Source organism: Rhodococcus sp. 14-2496-1d, assembly GCF_002259365.1.
In the GTDB taxonomy this organism is placed as follows: domain Bacteria; phylum Actinomycetota; class Actinomycetes; order Mycobacteriales; family Mycobacteriaceae; genus Rhodococcoides.
The window spans coordinates 95,395-116,068 of the sequence record NZ_NPFV01000013.1; the positions used below are offsets into that span (position 1 = coordinate 95,395).

19 protein-coding genes are annotated in these 20,674 nt (G+C 64.8%); 12 read left to right on the forward strand and 7 right to left on the reverse strand.

The annotated features are described in order from the left end of the window. The first annotated feature begins 463 nt into the window (after positions 1-463). Positions 464-1,720: a reverse transcriptase family protein gene (locus CH296_RS10245; RefSeq protein WP_094684642.1), complete on the forward strand. Its 1,257-nt coding sequence runs from the start codon at positions 464-466 to the stop codon at positions 1,718-1,720. Between the two features lie 81 nt (positions 1,721-1,801). Here the strand turns inward: CH296_RS10245 and CH296_RS10250 are convergent, their stop codons facing one another. Genes CH296_RS10250 through CH296_RS10265 form a run of 4 tightly spaced genes read right to left on the reverse strand, consistent with a single transcriptional unit; the run spans position 1,802 to position 7,113 of the window. Then, a complete protein-coding gene (locus CH296_RS10250) occupies positions 1,802-3,934 on the reverse strand; it encodes an alpha-galactosidase (protein ID WP_256980402.1) in 2,133 nt (710 codons plus the stop codon). Further along, positions 3,931-4,860: a carbohydrate ABC transporter permease gene (locus tag CH296_RS10255; protein ID WP_082073862.1), complete on the reverse strand. Its 930-nt coding sequence runs from the start codon at positions 4,858-4,860 to the stop codon at positions 3,931-3,933. The genes CH296_RS10250 and CH296_RS10255 overlap by 4 nt, the downstream gene beginning before the upstream one ends. Continuing rightward, the gene (locus CH296_RS10260) at positions 4,860-5,759 is read right to left on the reverse strand and encodes a carbohydrate ABC transporter permease (RefSeq protein ID WP_045197906.1); all 900 of its coding nucleotides are present in this window, start codon (positions 5,757-5,759) and stop codon (positions 4,860-4,862) included. Before CH296_RS10260 ends, CH296_RS10255 begins: the two co-directional genes overlap by 1 nt. A gap of 58 nt (positions 5,760-5,817) precedes the next feature. After that, complete coding sequence (locus CH296_RS10265; RefSeq protein WP_045197909.1) at positions 5,818-7,113, reverse strand: ABC transporter substrate-binding protein; 1,296 nt, start codon at positions 7,111-7,113, stop codon at positions 5,818-5,820. 212 nt (positions 7,114-7,325) lie between these two features. Between CH296_RS10265 and CH296_RS10270 the strand changes: the two genes are divergently transcribed. Genes CH296_RS10270 through CH296_RS10290 form a run of 5 tightly spaced genes read left to right on the forward strand, consistent with a single transcriptional unit; the run spans position 7,326 to position 13,585 of the window. Next, positions 7,326-9,359 carry a beta-galactosidase gene (locus CH296_RS10270; RefSeq protein WP_094684643.1) on the forward strand — a complete coding sequence of 678 codons (2,034 nt, stop codon included), beginning with the start codon at positions 7,326-7,328 and terminating at the stop codon, positions 9,357-9,359. Then, on the forward strand, positions 9,359-10,177 hold the full coding sequence (locus tag CH296_RS10275) for a DeoR/GlpR family DNA-binding transcription regulator (RefSeq protein WP_094628900.1): 819 nt from the start codon (positions 9,359-9,361) through the stop codon (positions 10,175-10,177). The genes CH296_RS10270 and CH296_RS10275 overlap by 1 nt, the downstream gene beginning before the upstream one ends. Positions 10,178-10,193: 16 nt before the next feature. Then, positions 10,194-11,309 carry a galactose-1-phosphate uridylyltransferase gene (gene galT, locus CH296_RS10280; protein WP_094646457.1) on the forward strand — a complete coding sequence of 372 codons (1,116 nt, stop codon included), beginning with the start codon at positions 10,194-10,196 and terminating at the stop codon, positions 11,307-11,309. Further along, entirely contained in the window at positions 11,306-12,472 is a 1,167-nt protein-coding gene (gene galK / locus CH296_RS10285) for a galactokinase (protein WP_094646318.1), read from the forward strand. Before galT ends, galK begins: the two co-directional genes overlap by 4 nt. A 21-nt stretch (positions 12,473-12,493) precedes the next feature. Next, positions 12,494-13,585: an ABC transporter ATP-binding protein gene (locus CH296_RS10290; protein ID WP_094684644.1), complete on the forward strand. Its 1,092-nt coding sequence runs from the start codon at positions 12,494-12,496 to the stop codon at positions 13,583-13,585. Between the two features lie 7 nt (positions 13,586-13,592). Here CH296_RS10290 and CH296_RS10295 read toward each other — a convergent pair whose 3' ends face one another. Continuing rightward, positions 13,593-14,243 (reverse strand): cutinase family protein, encoded by a 651-nt coding sequence (locus tag CH296_RS10295; protein ID WP_094684645.1) that lies wholly within the window; start codon positions 14,241-14,243, stop codon positions 13,593-13,595. Between the two features lie 197 nt (positions 14,244-14,440). Here CH296_RS10295 and CH296_RS10300 point away from each other — a divergent pair, with 197 nt between their 5' ends. The 3 genes from CH296_RS10300 to CH296_RS10310 all read left to right on the forward strand — a co-directional run bounded on the left by CH296_RS10300 (position 14,441) and on the right by CH296_RS10310 (position 17,004). Next, positions 14,441-15,565: a hypothetical protein gene (locus CH296_RS10300; protein ID WP_094684646.1), complete on the forward strand. Its 1,125-nt coding sequence runs from the start codon at positions 14,441-14,443 to the stop codon at positions 15,563-15,565. A 96-nt stretch (positions 15,566-15,661) separates the two neighbouring features. Beyond that, on the forward strand, positions 15,662-16,153 hold the full coding sequence (locus CH296_RS10305) for a GNAT family N-acetyltransferase (protein ID WP_179277687.1): 492 nt from the start codon (positions 15,662-15,664) through the stop codon (positions 16,151-16,153). 20 nt (positions 16,154-16,173) lie between these two features. Then, a complete protein-coding gene (locus tag CH296_RS10310; RefSeq protein WP_094684648.1) occupies positions 16,174-17,004 on the forward strand; it encodes a MerR family transcriptional regulator in 831 nt (276 codons plus the stop codon). Here the strand turns inward: CH296_RS10310 and CH296_RS10315 are convergent. After that, positions 16,992-17,174, reverse strand: coding sequence for a hypothetical protein (locus CH296_RS10315; protein WP_179277688.1), 183 nt, complete (start codon positions 17,172-17,174; stop codon positions 16,992-16,994). The genes CH296_RS10310 and CH296_RS10315 overlap by 13 nt on opposite strands. Before the next feature lie 39 nt (positions 17,175-17,213). Further along, a complete protein-coding gene (locus tag CH296_RS10320) occupies positions 17,214-17,846 on the reverse strand; it encodes a DedA family protein (protein ID WP_094684650.1) in 633 nt (210 codons plus the stop codon). Between the two features lie 135 nt (positions 17,847-17,981). On the opposite strand from CH296_RS10320, the gene CH296_RS10325 reads away from it, so the two are divergent. From CH296_RS10325 to CH296_RS10335, 3 genes are read left to right on the forward strand one after another with little or no spacing between them, the layout of a single operon-like run. Then, the gene (locus CH296_RS10325; protein WP_094684651.1) at positions 17,982-19,256 is read left to right on the forward strand and encodes a histidine kinase; all 1,275 of its coding nucleotides are present in this window, start codon (positions 17,982-17,984) and stop codon (positions 19,254-19,256) included. Next, complete coding sequence (locus CH296_RS10330; protein WP_094646326.1) at positions 19,247-19,903, forward strand: response regulator transcription factor; 657 nt, start codon at positions 19,247-19,249, stop codon at positions 19,901-19,903. Before CH296_RS10325 ends, CH296_RS10330 begins: the two co-directional genes overlap by 10 nt. Next, a complete protein-coding gene (locus CH296_RS10335) occupies positions 19,900-20,673 on the forward strand; it encodes a DUF4097 family beta strand repeat-containing protein (RefSeq protein WP_094684652.1) in 774 nt (257 codons plus the stop codon). Before CH296_RS10330 ends, CH296_RS10335 begins: the two co-directional genes overlap by 4 nt. Position 20,674: the final 1 nt, after the last annotated feature.

Below are 20,674 nucleotides of genomic sequence, written 5' to 3' on the forward strand. Positions count from 1 at the left end.
TGCCTCACCCATTTCTCGCGGACGTCTACGTCCTTGGACGCAGCCCGGCTCTTGTCGGTTCCAATACCTTCGCTGCGAACCTCGGCGTTCGGAATCGCGGTCGATCGGCGGGTAGTCGCGCGCGGTGGACGCTGGTGAACCAGCAGATTCGGCCGCAGATCTCCGACCTCATGGGCGAAGTCGAGTCTCTTCTTCCGTGACGGTCCTGCGGGCAACGCGCTGACAGATCTGCGTCCCTTTGGCATGGTGGAGGGATGCAGCGGCGCGTGGGCGAGAGTTGGTCCGCGGGACCGGTCTCAGGGGTAACCCCTGGGTACATCACGAGAATCGAGCACTGCGTCCGAAGCTGGTCTGCACGCTCCGCGTGCTTGGCAGCTCCGAGGACGAAAGATTTCGGTCGCCCCGCGCCGTTGCATGTCACGGCGTTGAATTCCACGGCACTGCATCCGATCGACGACCGCCTGTGACCGAACGCGAATTGACCCCACAGGCGGCCGCGACGCTGGCGCGCCTGGCTGCGGATGCCGAGTGGACGCGATCCGGACTCGCGGAGGCGTTCGAGCCACTCGTCCCGGCCAAAGCGACGTGGTTGGCGGATCGGGTCATCAATCTGTATCCGAGTCCGCCGTTCGACGAGGCGTCGATTTTCGTTCTGCTGCGCGACCTTCCGTTCATTCCGGAGCCGTCGGTGTCGTCACAGAGACCGACGCGCAACAGTGACAAGCCCTGGCGATTCGAGGTACCGCGGTACGAGACCACCGGTCAGCTCGCGCGGTCGCTGGACCTGACGATCTCCGAAATCGAATGGTTCGCCGATCTGCAGGGCAGGCTTCGCACTGCGCCGTTCCCGTTGCAGCACTATCGATCTGCACGGCTCGACAAGCGTCAGGGCATCCGACTGCTCGAAGTGCCGAAACCACGTCTACGGGAAATTCAACGAAAAATACTGCGCCGCATCCTCGATCGGATCCCGGCTCATCCGGCGGCGCACGGCTTCGCGAAAGCGCGCAGTCCGCGTACATTCGCGATGTCGCATTCCGAACGCGACGTGGTGATCTCGGTGGATCTTCGGCGCTTCTTTCCGTCCATCGGATTCGATCGAGTGGTCGCGATCTTCGAGGCCGTGGGATATCCGCGGACAGTCGCGGCGAATCTCGCCGCGCTCTGTACCACGGTGACCCCGGCACGTGAGTTGGTCGGCGTGGACCGTCCCACGGCGGCGCGGCTTCGCGCCACCCACCTGCCGCAGGGAGCGCCTACGTCACCTGCGTTGGCGAATCTGGCTGCGCGACAACTCGATATCCGGGCCACCGGGCTTGCCCGGTCCGTCGGTGCCCGCTACAGCCGATACGCCGACGATCTGGCGTTCTCCGGTGGGCCAGACCTCGACGTGGACAGACTGCTGTGGTTGATTACTCAGATCGCCCACGACGAAGGCTTCGCAATTCATCCGGACAAGACCAGGGTCAGGCGCGCTCATCAGCGACAACAGCTCACCGGACTCGTCGTCAACTCGTGGCCGGCGGTGCCCCGAGAGGAGTACGACACTCTCCGGGCACTGCTGCACAACTGCATCACCAGTGGCCCAGCCGAGCAGAATCGGCATCACCACAACGACTTTCGGGCGCATGTATACGGGCGAATTGCCCGAATCGGCGAGACAAACGAGACGCGTCGAGCAAAGCTACTGAGCATGGCGTCCCGGGTGAATTGGGACTGAAGCGGCGAATCGGCTCCTGGGATTCGGATTCCATCCTCTGATCGCAGTCGGAAATCCAGAACTGAGGAGCCGATTCACAGTTCAGACGGCTTGCACCCTGAGCAATACCCCGGTCTGCGGGAACAGCACCGGTAGTGCCACACCTGCCCGAGCCAGCATCGAACCCGACAGCTCGACCACTCCGCCGTCGGCGATCCACGGTGGTAGCTCGATCCCGTTGCCGGAATCACTCAGTGCATGAACGAATTCGACGCGATACCGCACGGCCGGATCGAGGCCCGGAAGCCGAACCCGATCGGTGCGGTCCTCGGGCGAGGTGTCCATTCGCACCACTGCGTACGCGGCCTCCGAGCAGTCCGCAGCCACGACGCCGTGCACCCAGACACTCGGGTCGGGATGGTCGGCGCGTACCACGTTGCCGGTGTGAAGCAGTCCGCGCAATTCCTTGTACAGCGCAGTCCACGACCGCAGGTACTCGTGATCTTCCGCCGCCAGCTCGGTGACGTCCATCTCCAATCCGGCGTGACCGAACAGTGATGTCAAGCAACGGAACTGAAGAGTCGACCACCGACCGGACGTGTGCGCGATCTGCGGACCGACGTGCGAGCCGATCAGCTCCGGAGGCAGCAACTGCGTCGTCCACCGCTGCAACCTTTGACGTTCGAGTGGATCGTTGGTGTCCGACGCCCATACGCGGTCGGTGTGTTCGAGGACCTCGAGGTCGATGCGGGCGCCGCCGGATGCACAGGACTCGAATTCGACGTGGGGATGCCGCGAACGCAACGCGTCCAACAGCCGATAGAACGCCGAGGTCTGGGCGTGCACCGCAGCGCGTCCGTCGGAATCGACCGCCAGCATCAGGTCCCGGTTGTGGTCCCACTTCACGTAGTCGGGCCGCTCGTTCGTCAACACGGTATCGATGGCAGTGAGGAGATACTCGAACACCTCCGGGCGGGTCAGATCGAGCACGTGCTGGTGACGCCATTCGAGGGGTAGTCGCCCGGGTGCCGCGAGCAGCCAATCCGGATGCGCCCGAGCGATGTCGGAATCCAGGTTGACCATCTCGGGCTCGAACCACAGTCCTGGACTCATACCGAGTTCACGAACGTGATCGAACAGCGGTGCCAGTCCGTCGGGCCAGACGCCCTCGTCCACCTGCCAGTCGCCGAGGCCGGCTCGATCGTCGCGGCGGTGTCGGAACCATCCGTCGTCGAGCACGAATCGTTCGACGCCTACGTGCGCGGCGACGTCGGCGATCTCGCGGAGTCGGGTGAGATCGTGATCGAAGTAGACCCCTTCCCACACGTTCAACACCACCGGTCGCGGCGAGGTGGGATGTGCGGATCGGGATCGCATCCATCGGTGCAGCGACTGCGCCGAACCATCCAGCCCTGCATCGGAATACGCGAAGTGCACCCACGGTGTCGTGTAGGTGTCGCCGTCCTGGAGTATCACCTCGCCGGGTGCCAGCAGCTCTCCGCCACCCAACACTCCTGAGGCCTGGCCGGCCCGCTCGGGTAGACGCTCGGCCAGATGCAGGTGATCGCCGCTCCAGGCGACATGTGCACCCCATACCTCGCCAGTGCGAAAGCCGAAGCCTTCACTACCGGCGGTGAGAACCAGGGTGGCGTCGTGCCCGGTTCTACCGCGTCGTGAGGCGCGCACGGTAGAGCCGTGATCGAACCGTCGCCGCTGGGGGGTACGTTCGCGGCAGTGCCGTCCCGTCAGGTCGAGTAGTTCGGTTGCACTGTCCGGCAACGGCATCAGCGTCACGACGCCGTCGACGGTCAAGGGTCCGCCGGAGACGTTGCGAACACTCTGCTGCACTCGCAGTGAGCCACCGATCTCCAACGACAACTCGATCGACCACGCGATTCCCAACTCGGAGTCGGACGCCTCGACCTCACAACGGAAGTCGTCGGCGCGAACAGCGACGTCGCCCCACCGTGGGTACTGCACCGACCCATTGCGGTGCAATGCCAGAGCCGGTGTGCCCTGCCAGGCGTCGTCGCTGCCGGGTGCGAGGGTGAGCCACCGGGGCACATCCACGCTCGAATGCGGAACAGCGGGGATCGCGGCCCTGCGCAGCTCGGTCAGGTCGTTCTCGGACAGCTCGCCCAGATCGGTACCCCAATGCAGCACGGCCGGAACGGCGGTGGACGACGGGCCGAGAATCACCATGACACCGTCACGGCGAAGGACGGAAAAACTCACTTGTTGGCACCCATCGTCAGACCGGATACGAAATGGCGTTGCAGCGCAACGAATACGAGCACTGTCGGTAGAGCCACCAGCACCGAGCCCGCGGCGAGCAGATTGGTGTCGGTGAAGAAGCTACCCTGCAGATTCTGCAGCGCCGTCGTCACCGGGAGCTTGTCGCCACTGACCATCAGGGCCAGAGCCCAGAAGAAGTCGTTGTAGATCCATGTCACCATCAGTGTCGCGAGTGCAGCCAGCGCGGGACGGCACAGCGGCATGACCACCTGCCAGTACTGGCGGAACAGACTCGCTCCGTCGACGGTGGCGGCCTCGAGCAGCTCGTGCGGAACTGTTTTCATGTAATTGCTCAGCACGAACACGCAGAATCCGGTCTGGAACGCGACGTGCACGATGATCAGACCCCAGTAGCTGTCGTACAGCGAACCCGACGAACTCATCCAGTACGGAACGGGAATTGCGTTGTACAGACGGAACAGTGGCGTGAGCAATGTCTGCTGGGGCAGCAGGTTGCCTGCGATGAACACCGCGAGCATGAAGATGTTGAACTTCCAGCTGAAGCGGGCCAGGATGAATGCCGCCATCGAGCCGAAGAACAGGATGAGCAGTACCGACGGCACGGTGATGATCAGCGAGTTGAAGAAGTAGTGCGGGATTCCGCCGATCTGCCACGAGTCGATGTAGTTGCTGAACGTATAACCGCCGACGGACAGGTATCCGTTGAGCAACACGTAGTCGTAGTCGCGGAACGAGTTGTACACCGCCCACACGAGCGGGAACATCCAGACGAGCGCCATGACGGTCAACAGCACGTAGATGGCGATCTGGGCGGTGCCGGCGCGCCGACGGTTGGCGACGGCGGCGCGGTTGCGGGTCAACGGATCGCGCTCGGGCGGTGCTGTGCGGGTGAGTGAAGTGGTCATCAGTCTTTGCTCCGAAGAACGATGGCGAGGTACAGGGCGATGAAGACGAGAGAGATGAGAAGCATGACGGTCGCCAGGGCCGAGCCGAAGCCGATGCGGCCTGCTTCACCGACGACGTTGGCGGTGACCAACGCCGATATCAGTTCCAAACCGTTTCTGCCCCTGTTGATCACCCAGACCAGGTCGAAGGCGCGCAGTGCCTCGATGACGGTGATGACGACGATGAGCAGATTGGTGTTCTTCATCAGCGGGAAGATGACGCTGAAGAACGTGCGGATCGGCCCGGCACCGTCCATCACCGCGGCTTCGCGGACGGATGGATCGATGGCCTTGAGGCCGGCCAAGTACAAGAGCATGATGTAGCCGGTGTGACGCCACCCGGCGGCGACCATCACGGCCCAGATGTTGATGTCCGGGTCGCCGAGCCAGTCGACGTCGGTGCCCAGCAGGCTGTTGAGGACGCCGCCTTCGGTGGAGTAGATGAGCTGCCAGATGAAGCCGATGAGAGCCATCGACAGCACCACGGGAATGTAGAAGATGCTCTGGTAGAGCCGAGACCCTTTGAGGTTCTTGTCCAGAAGGATCGCCAGCAGGATGCCGATGACGGTGGGGACGAGGAACAGGAACACCAGCCAGAGCACGTTGTTGTGCAGGGCCTGTTGGAACGGTGGGTAGGCCTCGACGGCATCGACGTAGTTCCGAGTGCCGATCCATTCGATGCTCGATGTGCCGCCGATGCCGTCCCAGCGGGCGAAGGACAGGATCACCGTGAAGATCGTCGGAATCCAGACGAGACCGATGACGATCAGCGCGGGGACTCCGAGCATGAGCGCGATGGTCCACTTCTCGCGAACACTGCGCCGAATCTTCGGCGACTTGACCCGTTCGGGTGCGGTCATGGCATTACCTGATCTCGATGTAGAGTGGATGATGGGGTCCGAATCGCACTGCGCACGATCATGTTCCGAACACCGCCGACTTCTGGCGTTCGATACTGCGTACCAGGCCGTCGACATCGTTGGGGTTGCCGATGAACTGTTGTAGGGCCGGGATCATGACGATCGAGGCGAAATCGGGACGGGTATCGCGGTCGAAGAACTGGGTGATCTCCTCGGCGTTCTGCACCAGATCAGCCGATTTGCGCACCAGCGCAGGGAAACTCGACAGGTCGGCGTCACGGTGAGCGGGAATGGCCTGCGGATCCTGCTTCGCGTATGCGACGGCAGGGTCGGGGCCGGTCATGTAGGTGAGGAAGTCCTCGGCTCCGGGCCGGTTGCGCGGGTCGGTGCGCATCATGAACCCGTCCATCGGTGCCTCGACCGTGGATGTTCCTACGGCTGAATCGAGTTCGGGGAAGGTGAAGAAGTCCAGATCGTCGCGCTCGGCACCGGCGGGGAAGCTCTGCGCCACGAACATGCCGGCGACGAGCGACCCGACGCTCTTGTTCAGCAGCGCCATCTGCGCATCGGCGATCTTGCGGCCCAGCGGCTGCGGCTGGTGGAAGGGCAGCAGTTCACGCCAGGTGTCGAACACGGAACGCACGCGATTGTCGGTCCAGCTCACGTCTCCGGCGAGCAGGGTTCGGTGGAACTCGACGCCGTTGAGCCGCAGATTCAGATAGTCGAACGTTCCGAACGGTGGCCACCCGTCGCGGGCCCCGAAGCCGATCGGGGTGAGGCCGTCGGCCTGCATCTGCTTGCTCAGCGCTACCCACTGGTCGTAGGTCGCCGGGGGCTCGTACCCGCGCTCGGCCCACAGGCTCGGCCGGTAGAACACCGCCCACGGGTAGTAGAAGAACGGGATCAGGTACTGCTTGCCGTCCATACCGGTCGAGTTCTCGCGGAAGCTGTCGTTGAAGCCACCGCCGTGGTTCGCCCAGATCGGCGACAGATCCTCCACCAACCCCTTCTCGGCGAAGTACTTCACCCGATACCCGCCCATCCAGGTGACGACGTCGTCGGGCGTGCCCTGGAGGTAGTTGTTGACGTTCTCCTGGAACGACGTCGAGTCGACGGTGTTGACGGCGAGCTGCCGCCCGGTCTGCTGTCGATACATCGCAACGAAGTCCTCGACACCCAGCTTGGAGTTGGGGTCGGACAAGCGTGACCCGAGCGTGGTGACGTTCGGGTCGACGCTGTTCGAGCACGACGACAGCGCGCCACCGGCGGTGATCGCACCCGCGGCGACGAGCGCGGACCGCAGGAAATCGCGTCGTGACGGCTGCCACGTGCGCGGCCACTCGTGTGGGTTCATGGAAGTCCTTCGACGAGAAGTATCGATAACGATCAGAAGTGAACATATTCGCGGTAGGTTCCGCGTCGTTTCTCTGACCATCCGGGGTGATGCAGGTTACAGAAGCACGACGCGAGGGCGTCTGTCAAGCTCTTCGAGGCCCGCTCACCAGCATCAGTAAGAAAATGTTCATTCATGTTGACATCTGAGAACTGCTCGTTCATATTGTGAGCATGGACACAGCGCGACGCAGCACCTGGCCGACCCAGGGAATCTCCTTCGGCGGCGACTACAACCCCGAGCAGTGGCCCGAGGACGTCTGGCGACGCGACGTCGAGCTGATGCACGAGGCCGGCGTCGACTTCGTGACCGTCGGTGTCTTCTCCTGGGCGCGCCTGCAGCCGACCGCGTCGACGTGGGACTTCGAGTGGCTCGACCGAGTCATGGATCTGATGCACGAGGGCGACATCCGCGTCGACCTCGCAACGGCGACGGCCTCGCCCCCGCCGTGGTTGGCCACCGCCTACCCGCAGATGCGCCCGGTGGACGAGCGCGGCTACCGCTACGCCATCGGAAGCCGTCAGACGTGGAGCCCCAGTTCTGTTGTGTACCGCGAACATTCGCTCGTGCTGGTCGAGAAGATGGCGCATCGCTACGGTGAGCACCCAGCACTGGCGATGTGGCACGTCTCCAACGAACTCGGCTGCCACAACGCACTGTGCTACTCCGACGACAGTGCCCATGCATTCCGAGAATGGCTCAGCGCCAGGTACATCGACCTCGAGACCCTCAACACCGCCTGGGGAACCGACTTCTGGAGCCAGCGCTACAGCGACTGGGACGAGATCGTTCCCCCGTCGGTGAGCACCACGTTCGGCAATCCCACGCACCAGCTCGACTGGCGCCGCTTCTGCTCCGACGCTCTCCTCGAGCAGTACCGCGCCGAGAAGGCCGTGCTGAACCGCATCACCCCGAACGTCCCGGTCACCACGAACTTCATGGTCGGCATGGGCCAGGGCCCCGCGCTCGCAGGCAACATGGACTACGCGTCCTGGGCCCCCGAGCAGGACATCGTCTCGACCGACCACTACCTCGTCGGCCCCGAGACCGGCGACGCGGCAGCGCATCACAAGCTGTCGTTCTCCGCCGACCTCACCCGCGGCGTCGCCGGCCGTCGACCCTGGTTGTTGATGGAGCATTCCACCAGCGCGGTCAACTGGCAGCACATCAACCGGGCCAAGATGCCCGGTGAGATGATGCGAAACTCCCTGGCGCACATGGCCCGAGGCGCAGACGGCATCGCGTACTTCCAGTTCCGTGCCTCCAAGGCCGGGGCCGAGAAGTTCCATTCCGCACTGGTGCCGCATGCCGGTGAGGACTCCGCACGCTGGCGTGAGGTCGTCGAGCTCGGCGCTGCGCTGCGTCGTATGGCCCCGGTGGCAGGAAGCACCGTCGATGCCCGGGTCGCCGTGCTCTTCGACTGGGCATCGCAGTGGGCATGCGAGCAGGAGGGCCATCCGTCGATGGCGATGCAGCCCATGAAGATTGCCCGACGGGCACATCGCGGCTTCACCTCCGCAGGCGTGACCTGCGACGTCGTTCCGTCGTCCACGGATCTCGGCGGCTACGACATCGTCGTCGTGCCGGCTCTGTATCTGTGCAGCGACGAGACCGCGGCGCGGATTGCCGACGCGGCCGATGCGGGCGCGCAGGTACTGGTCACCGCATTCTCGGGAATCGCCGACGAGGACGACCACGTGCGACTCGGCGGCTACCCGGGCGCATTCCGTGAGCTGCTCGGCGTCCGAGTCGAGGAGTTCTTCCCGCTCGCCGACGGCGAGACGCTGACTCTCGACGACGAGACCGTCGGTGAGATCTGGAGCGAATACCTCACCACGACCGTGGACGTCGATGTGCTGGCGCGCCATACCCGGGGGCATCTGCGCGGCGTTCCCGCGCTGACCAAACGTACCGTCGCCACCGGTGCCGCCTGGTACGCCGCCACCGTGCCCGACGCGGCAGGCTGGGCCACGCTCGCCGACAAGCTCTGCGCCGCAGCCGGAATCGACACCCGACGCGATCTCGGATCGGATGTGGAGATCGTCCGTCGGTCGGCAGGGGAGCAGTCCTGGCTCTTCGTGCTCAACCACGGAACCGACAAGGTCAGCGTGCCCGCCTCGGGTACCGATCTGGTCGGCGGCGCGCAGATCGACGGCGAACTGATCCTGGCCGCAGGCGGCAGTGCCGTGATCGCCGAGAACCGCTGATGCTCGCCCACCAGCGTCAGCAGAAGATCCTGGACCAGGTGACGGCGGAGGGTGCGGTCAAGGTCGCGGATCTCGGTGCTGCACTGTCGGTGTCGGACATGACCATTCGACGCGACGTCAACGAGCTCGTCGCCCGCGGTCTGGTCGAGCGGGTGCACGGCGGCGTGACGCTGCCGCGATCGGCGAGCGTCTTCGAGCCGGGGTTCTCGGCCAAGTCCGAACTCGATCGCGATGCCAAGGCGGCAATCGCCCGTGCCGCTGCACGATTCGTGCGGCCCGGGACCTCCATCGGCATCTCCGGTGGCACCACGACGCACGCACTCGCACAGGAACTCCTCGACGTTCCGGACATCACCGTCGTCACCAATTCGCTGCCTGTCGCCGAGGTCTTCCACACCGGTGGGCGGTCGGATCAGACGGTGTTGCTCACCGGCGGACAGCGCACGCCGTCCTACGCGCTCGTCGGACCGCTCACGGTCAGTGCCCTACAGAGTATTCACATGGACATGCTGTTTCTCGGAACACACGGTGTGGACATCGAATCCGGGCTCACCTGCCCCAATCTCATGGAAGCACAGACCAACCAGGCGCTGGTCGCGTCGTCTCGTCGCGTCATCGTGCTCGCCGACCACACCAAGTGGGGTGTTCGCGCACTGGCCAACACCATCCCGCTCTCGCGCGTGGACGTGTTCGTCACCGATGCCGGACTCGACCCCGGCGTTCACGAGGCGTTGTCCGAGACGGTCGACGACGTGGTGATCGCCGGAGAGCACACCCCCGACACGAACGAGGAACGAGCACTCGATGACCGCGCATGACGCCCCGACGCACTCGATGCGCAAGACGTCGACCACTCTGGCCGACGGCCGTGAGCTGATCTACTACGACGACACCGAGCCCTACCTCTCCGGTGGAGCCACCCGCGATCTGGTCGATACCCGAGCCCTCTCACCGTCGATGTCCCAGTCGCAGATGCGATTCGACGTTCTCACCGGGGAATGGATCGTCATCGCGGCGCAGCGAATGGACCGCACGTTCCTGCCGCCGGCCGACGCGTCGCCGTTGGCACCGAGCCGACCGGACCGTCCGGCCACGGAAATTCCGGCGGCCGACTACGACGTGGTGGTGTTCGAGAACCGCTTCCCGTCCCTGTCCGAAACGGCAGCGCAGCAATCACTTCCGAGCGAGGTGGACGGCGAAGCGCTGTGGCCGATGGCTCCCGGCACCGGGCGGTGTGAGGTGATCTGCTTCGCGAGTGACCCCGATACATCCTTCGTCGCGCTGGAGCTCTCTCGCGTCCGCACCATCATCGACGTCTGGGCCGATCGCACCACCGCATTGTCCGCGATCCCCGGTGTCCAGCAGGTGTTCTGCTTCGAGAACCGGGGTAAGGAGATCGGCGTCACCCTGACCCACCCGCACGGTCAGATCTACGCGTACCCGTACCTGCCGCCGCGCACCGATGCGCTGATTCGTCAGTCTCGCAAGCACTTCGAGAGCACGGGCCGGGTTCTGCTGGCCGATGTGCTGGCCGCCGAGCTGCGTTCGGGGCGACGCATCGTCGTCGATGCCGAGCATTGGGTTGCGTACGTGCCTGCAGCATCGCGGTGGCCGGTCGAGGTACATCTCGCTCCGCGTCGCGACGTTGCAGATCTCGCCGAGTTGAGCGGTGCGGAGCGGGACGAGCTGGCCGTGGTCTATCGGGATCTGTTGCGTGGAGTCGACGCGTTCTTCGAGGGCGTCGACGAGGTGCCGTACATCGCGGCGTGGCACCAGGCCCCTGTCGGAGCAGATCGCGAACTGGGACGCCTGCATCTGCAACTGTTCTCGATGATGCGCTCACCCGGTCGGATGAAGTTCCTCGCCGGATCGGAATCTGCGATGGGAGCCTGGATCAACGACACCACTCCCGAGCGGATCGCAGACCGGATGCGCGAGGTGCTCGCGTGAACTGGCTCGACGTGATTGCCGACGAGGATCTCGCCGACGGTGCCGCCGCGCTGTTCCGCAGTGCACTTGGCGGTGAACCCGACGGCGTCTGGATCGCTCCGGGTCGCGTCAACCTCATCGGCGAACACATCGATTACGCGGGGGGACTGGTGTTGCCCTTCGCGCTGCCGTATGCCACCGCGGTTGCAGTGCGTCGCCGCGAGGACACGACCGTGCGGGCCGTGTCGACGCACACCGAGCAGTCGTGGACCGGAGAGCTCGACGAGATCGGTCCGGGCACCCCGTCGGGTTGGGCGGCTTATGTGGCGGGAGTGTCCTGGGCACTCGGTGAGCATGGAGTCGGCGGAGTCGACGTGGCCGTGCATTCCTCGGTGCCGGTGGGTTCGGGGCTGTCGAGCTCGGCGGCGCTGGAATGCTCGTTCGCCCTCGCGCTCGACGATCTGTTCGGTCTTCGGCTCGACCGAAAGGTGCTGATCGACGCCAGTATTCGCGCCGAGAACGAGATCGCCGGCGCGTCGACGGGCGGCATGGATCAGAACATCGCGATGTCGGCCGAGGTGGGACACGCGCTGCTGCTCGACTGCCTGGACGGTTCGACGCGTCAGATCCCCCTCGATCTGGCCACGTCGGGAACGCGCTTGCTGGTGATCGACACCAACGCCCCGCACCGTCTGGTCGACGGTCAGTACGGAGCCCGGCGCGCCGCCCTGGATACGGCGTACGCCGAGTTGGGGGTGACGACGTTACGAGGTCTCGATCTCGAGCGGGCGGTCTCGGGACTCGGCGACGAGACGTTGATCGCCCGAGTCAGCCACGTCATCAGTGAAATCGGGCGCGTGGAGCAGGCTGCCGAACTCCTCGACCGCGGTGCAGCAGGTGCCGAGCTCGGTGAGTTGATGACGGCATCGCACAGGTCGTTGCGTGACGACTACGAGGTCAGTTCTCCCGAACTCGACAGCGCTGTCGACGCGGCCCTGAGGGCAGGCGCGTACGGCGCTCGGATGACGGGCGGCGGATTCGGCGGATCGGCCATTGCGCTGGTGCCCTCGGAACTCGTCGAGACCGTGGCGAACGAGATCGCCTCCAGTGCAGCACGATCCGGACTGCCGGAACCCACCTTTCTCACTGCCGAGCCCGCCGGCTCCGCACATCGATTCTTCTAACCCATACAAAGGAGCACTCCCATGGCACAGGTCACGTACGAAGGAGCCACCAAGCTCTACCCGGGATCGGACGTCGCGGCAGTCGAATCGCTGGACCTCGCTATCGAGGACGGCGAATTCCTGGTGCTCGTCGGGCCTTCCGGTTGCGGTAAGTCCACTTCGCTGCGGATGCTCGCCGGTCTGGAGGACGTCGACTACGGTGCCATCAAGATCGGAGACCGGGATGTCACGTCACTCGCGCCCAAGGAGCGCGACATCGCGATGGTGTTCCAGAATTACGCGCTGTACCCGCACATGACCGTCGCCAAGAACATGGGTTTCGCGCTGCAGATCGCCGGAATGGACAAGTCCGAGGTGGGCCGACGCGTCGAGGAGGCTGCGAAGATCCTCGATCTCACCGACTATCTGGGCCGTAAACCCAAGGCGCTCTCCGGTGGTCAGCGGCAGCGAGTCGCGATGGGCCGCGCGATCGTGCGCAACCCGCAGGTGTTCCTCATGGACGAGCCGCTGTCCAACCTCGACGCCAAACTCCGCGTGCAGACCCGTACTCAGATCTCGCTGCTGCAGCGCAGGCTCGGCACCACCACCGTGTACGTCACCCACGATCAGGTCGAAGCCATGACCATGGGTGATCGCGTCGCCATCATGAAAGCCGGTGTGCTGCAACAGTGCGCCAGCCCCAAGGAGCTTTACGAGCGCCCGGTCAACGCATTCGTCGCAGGATTCATCGGATCGCCCGCGATGAATCTGTTCGAGGTGGACGTCGTCGCCGGTGCCGCGAAGCTCGGATCGCTGTCGGTGCCCATCGAGCACACGATCTCCGATCGAATCGACGGCAGCCGCGTCACGATGGGCGTCCGACCGGAAGCGTGGACGCTTTCCGATTCCGGTACCGACATCGTCGTCGACGTCGTCGAGGAACTCGGCGCGGACGCCTACATCTACGGCCGGACCGTCGAGGACGCGTCGAACCTCGGTACCGTCGGGGCGCAGATCATCGCGCGAATCCCCGACATCGCCACCCCGTCGCAGGGCGATGTCCTCCGCATCGCCCCTCGCGCCGAGGCGGCCCACTACTTCTCGACCACGACGGGATTGAACCTGCGCCGCTGAGATCGGGTCAGCTACGAACTCGAGCCGCTGCGAATTGGGCACCGGCGGTGGTGGATCCGTCGATTGCGTACCGAAGATGCGCGAGAACATCGAAGCTGCCGATCTGGCACACCGGGTCGCCGACCGTGCAGAAACTCTGCGTGCGCGGGCCGTACGTGGCGCTGGCGGTCTCGATCTTGCTGCCGCGGAGCCCGAGCGGGTTGCCGAACACCACCACCGCGTCGATGCGGTCGGCGATCTCCGCCGGGATGACGGCTCCGGTGTTGTTGCTGCTGGTCCGCAGACCCACAGCGTTGGTCACCACGGTGGCCCCTTGTGAGTATCCCCCGATCACGAACGTCGTCGACGGGCACGACGCTGCGACGGACGTGAGGTGTTCGACGAGGTCCCGAGATCCCGGTCCGGCGCTGGCCTGTGTGACGTCGGCCGCGTAGTTCACCGCGTACGTACTGATCGAGCGGTCCGACAACTCCGACTTCAGCCGATCGACGAACGGCCCGCCGGTGATACCGAGGCCGGGGAACTCCGCGGTTCCACGGGCGAAGGCCACGTCGACATCCGAGCACGGGGCAGCGTTCGCCACACCGGTGGGTTGGGCCACGAAGAATGTGGAAACAGCAAGTGCTGCAACCGAATACGATGCCAGACGCTTGTTCATGAAGTTTCTCCTCGGTCGGTGAGTGCGCAGGTCGAACCATAGCCGTGTCGTACCGCCGGGTCGGAAGTTTCCGGCGAAGTCTCAGCTGCCGCTGTGGTCTCTCCAACTCTCGCTTCTCAACGCCTGTTGCGCTACTGTCCTCGGCGGGGTGAGTCCGATCTGCACCGATTGCGGATCCAGATGTTCCGGGGGAACACGTGTCGAAGAAGTGGTTGCGCGGCGTCGTGGTGTCTGCAGTGGCGGTCGCATTGTGTCCGATCGCCACGGTCTCGGCGGATCCTGGGCCGAGCCCGGCACCAGCGACCATCATGGGGTCCATCGACGACGGGCCGGGTAGCTTCAGCGTCTTCCGTACCGTCGACAGTGGTCAGCGCCCCACCGCCGAGGACAACGCTGCGTGCAACGACTACTTCGGCTCACCGCGCTCGCTGACCGTGGTCGAAAGACTCGACGCGAGGATGTACACCTTCACCAACGATCCGTCGACGGGCTTCCTTCAGAACCCGACGGCCCAGAACGTCGGACCGATCTACGTGTGCGACGGGCCCCTGCTCGACGGCCAGGCCTTCCTGGATCAGTGGGGTGCTCTGACGGCTCCCGGCCTCGGCACGCTCTCCATGTACGGCCCGTGCGGACTCGAGTTCCTGATCGGTTCGCCCGGACGCGCGGCCGTCGATTGTGTGATGCGAGTGAACCCCAACGAGTCCGGGGTCGTCGACGGCGTCGCGACCAGCAACTCCATCGTCAACCCGCTTCGCCTGCCGGACGGTCGCACCGGCTCGCTGTGGACCCTCTACACACTCGGTGACGGCACTGCCCCCGTGCCGGAACCCGTTGCAGGAACACCGCAACCGACCGGGTCGGTGAAGTACAGCGTCGGACGCGAGGTGAACTCGGTTTCGAACGGAAGCACTCCCGCATGTCCGGGTGGCGTGCGCACCACCGAGATCCACGCCGTGTCCGTGGACGCCGCCACTGGCGCGGCATCGACCGAGCCGTCCGCGGACGTGGCCGCCACCGCATCGATCTGCTATCAGAACCCGTCGACTCCGGATTTCGGCGCATCGCTGAGCATCACCAGCTACGGCGTCACGCCTGCGCTCACGGCCACGTCCACCGGGCAGTGCCTTCGTATGGATCTGCCGATCGAGCCGGGCACCGTGCAGCAGTCCTGCGGCTTCACCTTGCCGCCGCAGCCGGCTCTCGGCCTGACCGGTGGCCAGGTGACGCTCAACGGTCTGGTTCCGACGAACGATGCTGCAGGATCGGCCAATTCGGCGATCTGGACCACCTCGTTCCTCGGTTCCATCACCCCTCGATGAACGGCCGCCGGATCGGCGGTGGTGGTTCTGTCGCTGGTGGTAACGACGCCACCACCGACCGTGCGTCGGGTCTGACGCCGGTGTTACCGTCTGCCCGTGGACCTCGTCGTTCCCTCCGGTGATCTCGCTGCTGCGTGGAGGGATTCGTACGCCGAATGGGGGCCGGGGTTTCACGAGGACGGTTTCGGGTTGACGGCTGACGATGATGTCGCGTCCGCACAGGGCTTTTCGGATTGGATCGAGCGGCTTCGAGACGATACGGAGTGCACGTACCGCTGGATCGTGGCGGGCGAACGAGTCCTCGGCGGCATCGCGCTCAGACACGACAGCCACGAACTCGCCGCCCGACTCGGGCACATCGGCTACGGGGTTCGCCCGTCCGAACGAGGTCGGGGAGTTGCATCGTGGGCAGTACGCGAGGTGCTGACGCTCGCGGCGGGCATGGGCATGACCCGGGTAACGGCAGTCTGCGAGGTGAGCAACGCAGCCTCGATAGCGACTCTGGAGCGTGCCGGAGGCGAGCAAGTCGACTGCATCGGCCCGGTGGTTCGCTTCCGGCTTCCTGCGCTTGACCCTCACACTGTGTGAGACGAGAACCTCGGAGGGTCATGTTCAGCATTGGAGAGTTCGCATCGATCGGCCGGGTGTCGGTTCGTATGCTTCGGCATTACGACGAGATCGGGTTGTTGACGCCGGCGCGGGTTGATCCGTTCACGGGGTATCGCTCGTACGACGGTTCGCAGTTCGAAGTTCTGGGACGCATTCTGATGTTCAAGGACCTCGGGTTCAGGCTCGACGAGGTGACACAGATCGTGCACGGCCAGGTCGATGACGATCGGCTACGCGAGATGCTCACGGCCAAGCGCGATGATGTCGCTCGTCGGCTCGATCTCGACGCCGCTCGCCTGCGCCGCATCGAAGCGCGACTCTCCCACACCGAAGGGATTTCGATGATCACCGTGGATACCAAGTCGTTGCCGGCCACCCGTATTGCCGTTCTCACCGAGACCGCCGCTGGCTTCGGCCCACAGAACATCGGACCGATCATCGGTCCGATGTACGCCCGGCTCGCCCGGACACTCGCCGGGCACGGCGTGACGTTCGGGCCGTCGTCGATCGCCATGTACGAGGCCGTCGACGACGGAGACGGCAGCGGCGTCACCGTGCATGCCGCATTCGAGGTGGGACCCCAGGTCGTGGGCGGTGAGGGCTACGAGGTGCGCGAGCTACCGCCCGTCGAGCTCGCGGTGACCACCGTCCACCACGGTTCGATGGCCACGATCGGCGAAACCTGGGAGCAGTTCATCACATGGATCGAGGCGAACGGCTACGAACTCTCCGGCATCTGCCGCGAGTTCTACCTGGTGTCCGAGCCGCAGCCGCAGGAGAATTGGGTGACCGAACTGCAGCAGCCGGTGGTTCGACGTCAGGACGCCTGAGCGAACTCCACGAGGGCGGTGCACTGGCAACCGCCGGTGACTTCCTCGCATTCGAGCACCAGGAAGTGACGAACGTACTCGAGATCCATGCAGTCCGGCTCCGTGCACTCCGCACCGCCGACCGCGTGGATCACGAGTGTGCCGTTGCAGGTATCGAAGCGTGCGGACATGCGAATCCCTTTCTGTCGTATCTCTCTACCTCCTTGATATCACCGGGCTTCGACAAGTTCGGGAGAAGACGAGCGTGTTCGACGCCTGAGCTGGGTAGCAGCCATGATGGTCAGAGCCGGAATCCAGGCGTATCCAAGCGCGGTCCTGATGACCGTCCGGTCACCCAGCCACGCTCCGACCGACACCAGTACACCCGCCCACACGACTGCGGCCAGCAGGCTGAGCGCCGTGTACTCGCGGTGCCGCAGTGAGGACGTCGCGACCAGCCGGGGCGTGATGGTGCGGATACCCCCGATGAGGTGTCCGACGATGGCGACAGCGCGCGGCCTCGATCGCGCCTGTGTGGTCAGCCCGAGCACGACCCTCATCACCGCGGCAGGCAGCGCCGACTCCGCTCGTCCGAGACCCAACACGGTGCCGGTGCGGCGACTGTGCCAGAACGCCCACTGCGCACCCATGCTCGACGCCACCGCCGCGGTGACGACGGCAGGCAGCCACGGCACCACACCGATTGACGTCAGCACCCCGAGCGTGATCGGCACGCTGTTTCCCGGTGTGAAAAGACCGAGCAACGACGCGGACTCGAATGCCAGCAGTGCGAAGACGACGGCAAAGACGACCCACACGGGCACGGACGACAACCGGTCCACATCGAGGATGTTCAGGTTCATACCTGTCGAATCTCGTCGTCCGGAACGCGGAAAACACCACGATCGACCCACGGACCGACGGTAGGGCTGGCCCTACCTCGGGCCGTGGGTTCACAGTGCCGACAAGCCGACGACACCCGACTTAGGCTGATCCGCATGAACGAGGCACTACCGATTCCCCTGAATCCGCTCAGGGCATGGATCTCGCCGAACTGGTGGCTGGCGGTGGCGTCGCTGCTGGCATCGACGGTCGCCGGGCTCGGCGGCTGGGTGATCCTGGGACTGCTGGTACTGGCGGTGTGCGCATTGCCGTTTGCGCTCAGTGGTGTGCTCGTCTTCGCGCTGACGATAGTGGCGCTCCGGTGGATGGACCGTGCAGCGCGTGCCGGAATCGGTTTCACCGGTGGAATTTCCATCGAGGGCCCAGAACTGACCGTGTACCCGACCAGTTGGCGCAGGTTCGTCTGGTGCCTCCGCGATATCGGATTGTGGAAGTCGTTCTGCTACTGGCTCCTTCGGATTCCGGTCTCGGCCGTTCTGCTGTTCTTGCTGCCGGCGCTGTTCGTGGTCCTGCCGGTTCTGGCGGCGGCACCGGTCGCCTGGATCGTGACGAACCCGGTCGGCAATCAGCTCGAAATCGGAGATCGGGTGGGCTATCCGTTCGTCGCGCTGGTCGGCTTCGCCTCGCTGGTGACCTTCGTCGCGGGGGTTCCACTGCTGCTCACAGCTCTGGCGCGGCTCGACTGGTGGAGTGCCGCAGCCCTTCTCGGCCGATCCGAATCCAGTAGGAGGGTCGACGAATTGACGGTGAGTCGTGCTCGCGTCGTCGACGCTGCCGATGCCGAACGCCGCCGCATCGAACGCGATCTGCACGACGGGGCCCAGCAGCGTTTGGTATCGGTGGCAATGTCACTGGGGCAGGCGAAGTCGCGCGCCTCGGCGACGGACGATGCGGTACTGAAAGGACTGCTCGACGATGCCCACCGGGAGGCCAAGAACGCGATCGGCGAGATCCGCACCCTCACGCGCGGTCTGCATCCGCCGATTCTGACCGACCGCGGTCTCGACGCCGCTCTGTCGTCCGTCGCGGCGTTGTGTGCGGTACCGGTCACTGTTCGTATCGACCCCGCCCTCTCCGGTGATCGACGCCCGGACGCGACGGTCGAGTCGACGGTCTACTTCGTCGTCTCCGAGGCCCTGACCAACGTGAGCAAGCACGCGAAGGCCGCCCACGTCCGAGTCGATGTCTCGAAAGTCGAGTCCGCCGTGCGAGTGACGGTGGTCGACGACGGTTGTGGGGGAGCGCATCCGGCACCGGGGGGCGGTCTGGCCGGGCTCGAGGACAGGCTCAGCGGAATCGACGGAACCATGTCCATCACGTCGCCGTCCGGCGGCCCGACGCGGCTCGAGGTGAGCATCCCGTGCGAGTGATCATCGCCGACGATTCGGTTCTGTTGCGAGAGGGTGTGGCTCGCCTGCTGATCGATACCGGAGCAGACGTGATCGGGAAGGTGTCCGATGCGTCGGAACTGCTCGCGGCCATGTCCGCTGCCGATCCGCTTCCCGACGTGTGCGTGATCGACGTACGCATGCCGCCGACCTTCCTGGACGAAGGTCTGCGCGCAGCGCTGGTCATTCGCCAACGGTGGCCCGCTGTAGGAGTTCTCGTGCTCTCTCAGTACGTGGAGGAACGGTACGCAGCCGAACTCATCCGGCAGAGCACGGACGGCGTCGGATACCTTCTGAAAGACCGGGTGGCCGACGTGGACGAGTTCGCCGATGCCGTGCGGGCCGTTGCGACCGGTGGAACCGTCATCGATCCCGAGGTGGTGCAGCAGATCCTGGCGCGGGCCCCACGGTCGGATCCACTCGATTCGCTGACCCCGCGGGAGCGGGACGTGTTGACCGCCATGGCCGAAGGCAAGTCGAACGCCGGAATCGCCGCTGCATTGGTGGTCGGTCAAGCTGCCGTGGAGAAGCACATCGGAAACATCTTCGCCAAGCTCGGGCTACTCGGAGACAGTGCCGATCACCGCCGCGTCATGGCCGTCCTACGATATCTGGGAGCGATTCAGTGAAGAAGTCATTGTGGCGCAACGTCGTTGCGGTGTCGGTCGCCATAGCTGTCGTGGGCGTGGCGGGTGCGGCGACGACGGCCACGATTGCCTACGGATTCACCATGCCCAAGATGCAGTCGTTCGACTACGCCACCGACGCAGCGATCACCGGAAAGAATCTCTCGCTCACGACCGGTTTCGCCCACGTGTCGGTGTCCATGAGTCCCGACTCGGAGGTGCACGTGCGGGCCGACGGTTCCTATCGAGGCGACACTCCGACCGTCGACATCAGTGACGACGGGTCGAACATCGCTGTGGAATGCTCCTACCGGAAGCGCAGCAGTTGCGACATAGGTCTCGAACTACGGATACCGTCGGGCCTGACACTCGATATCGATGGCACCACAGCCGATGTCGAGCTCGTCGACGTCGACGCGCAGACATCGGTGTCCACCTCGGCGGGTTCGGTGATCTCTCGGGGATCTGCCGGAACCCTGAACATAACAACACGATTCGGTGACGTGGACATCACCGATGCGGCCGTGTCGGCACTGGAGGTGGACACGACGTTCGGTCGGGTCGCCGTTGATTCCAGGCTGCCGCCGGATTCGTTACGTGTGCAGAACATGCAGGGCGACAGCATGATCGAACTCCCGCCGGCCGAGTTGTACGACGTCGAGGCGACGTCGGAGAAGGGAGATGTCGAGATCGACGTCGTCGACGATCCGAGTTCTCCGAGGTCGGTATCGGTCAGCAGTGAAGAAGGCCGGATTTCGGTGCTGCGGAGATAGC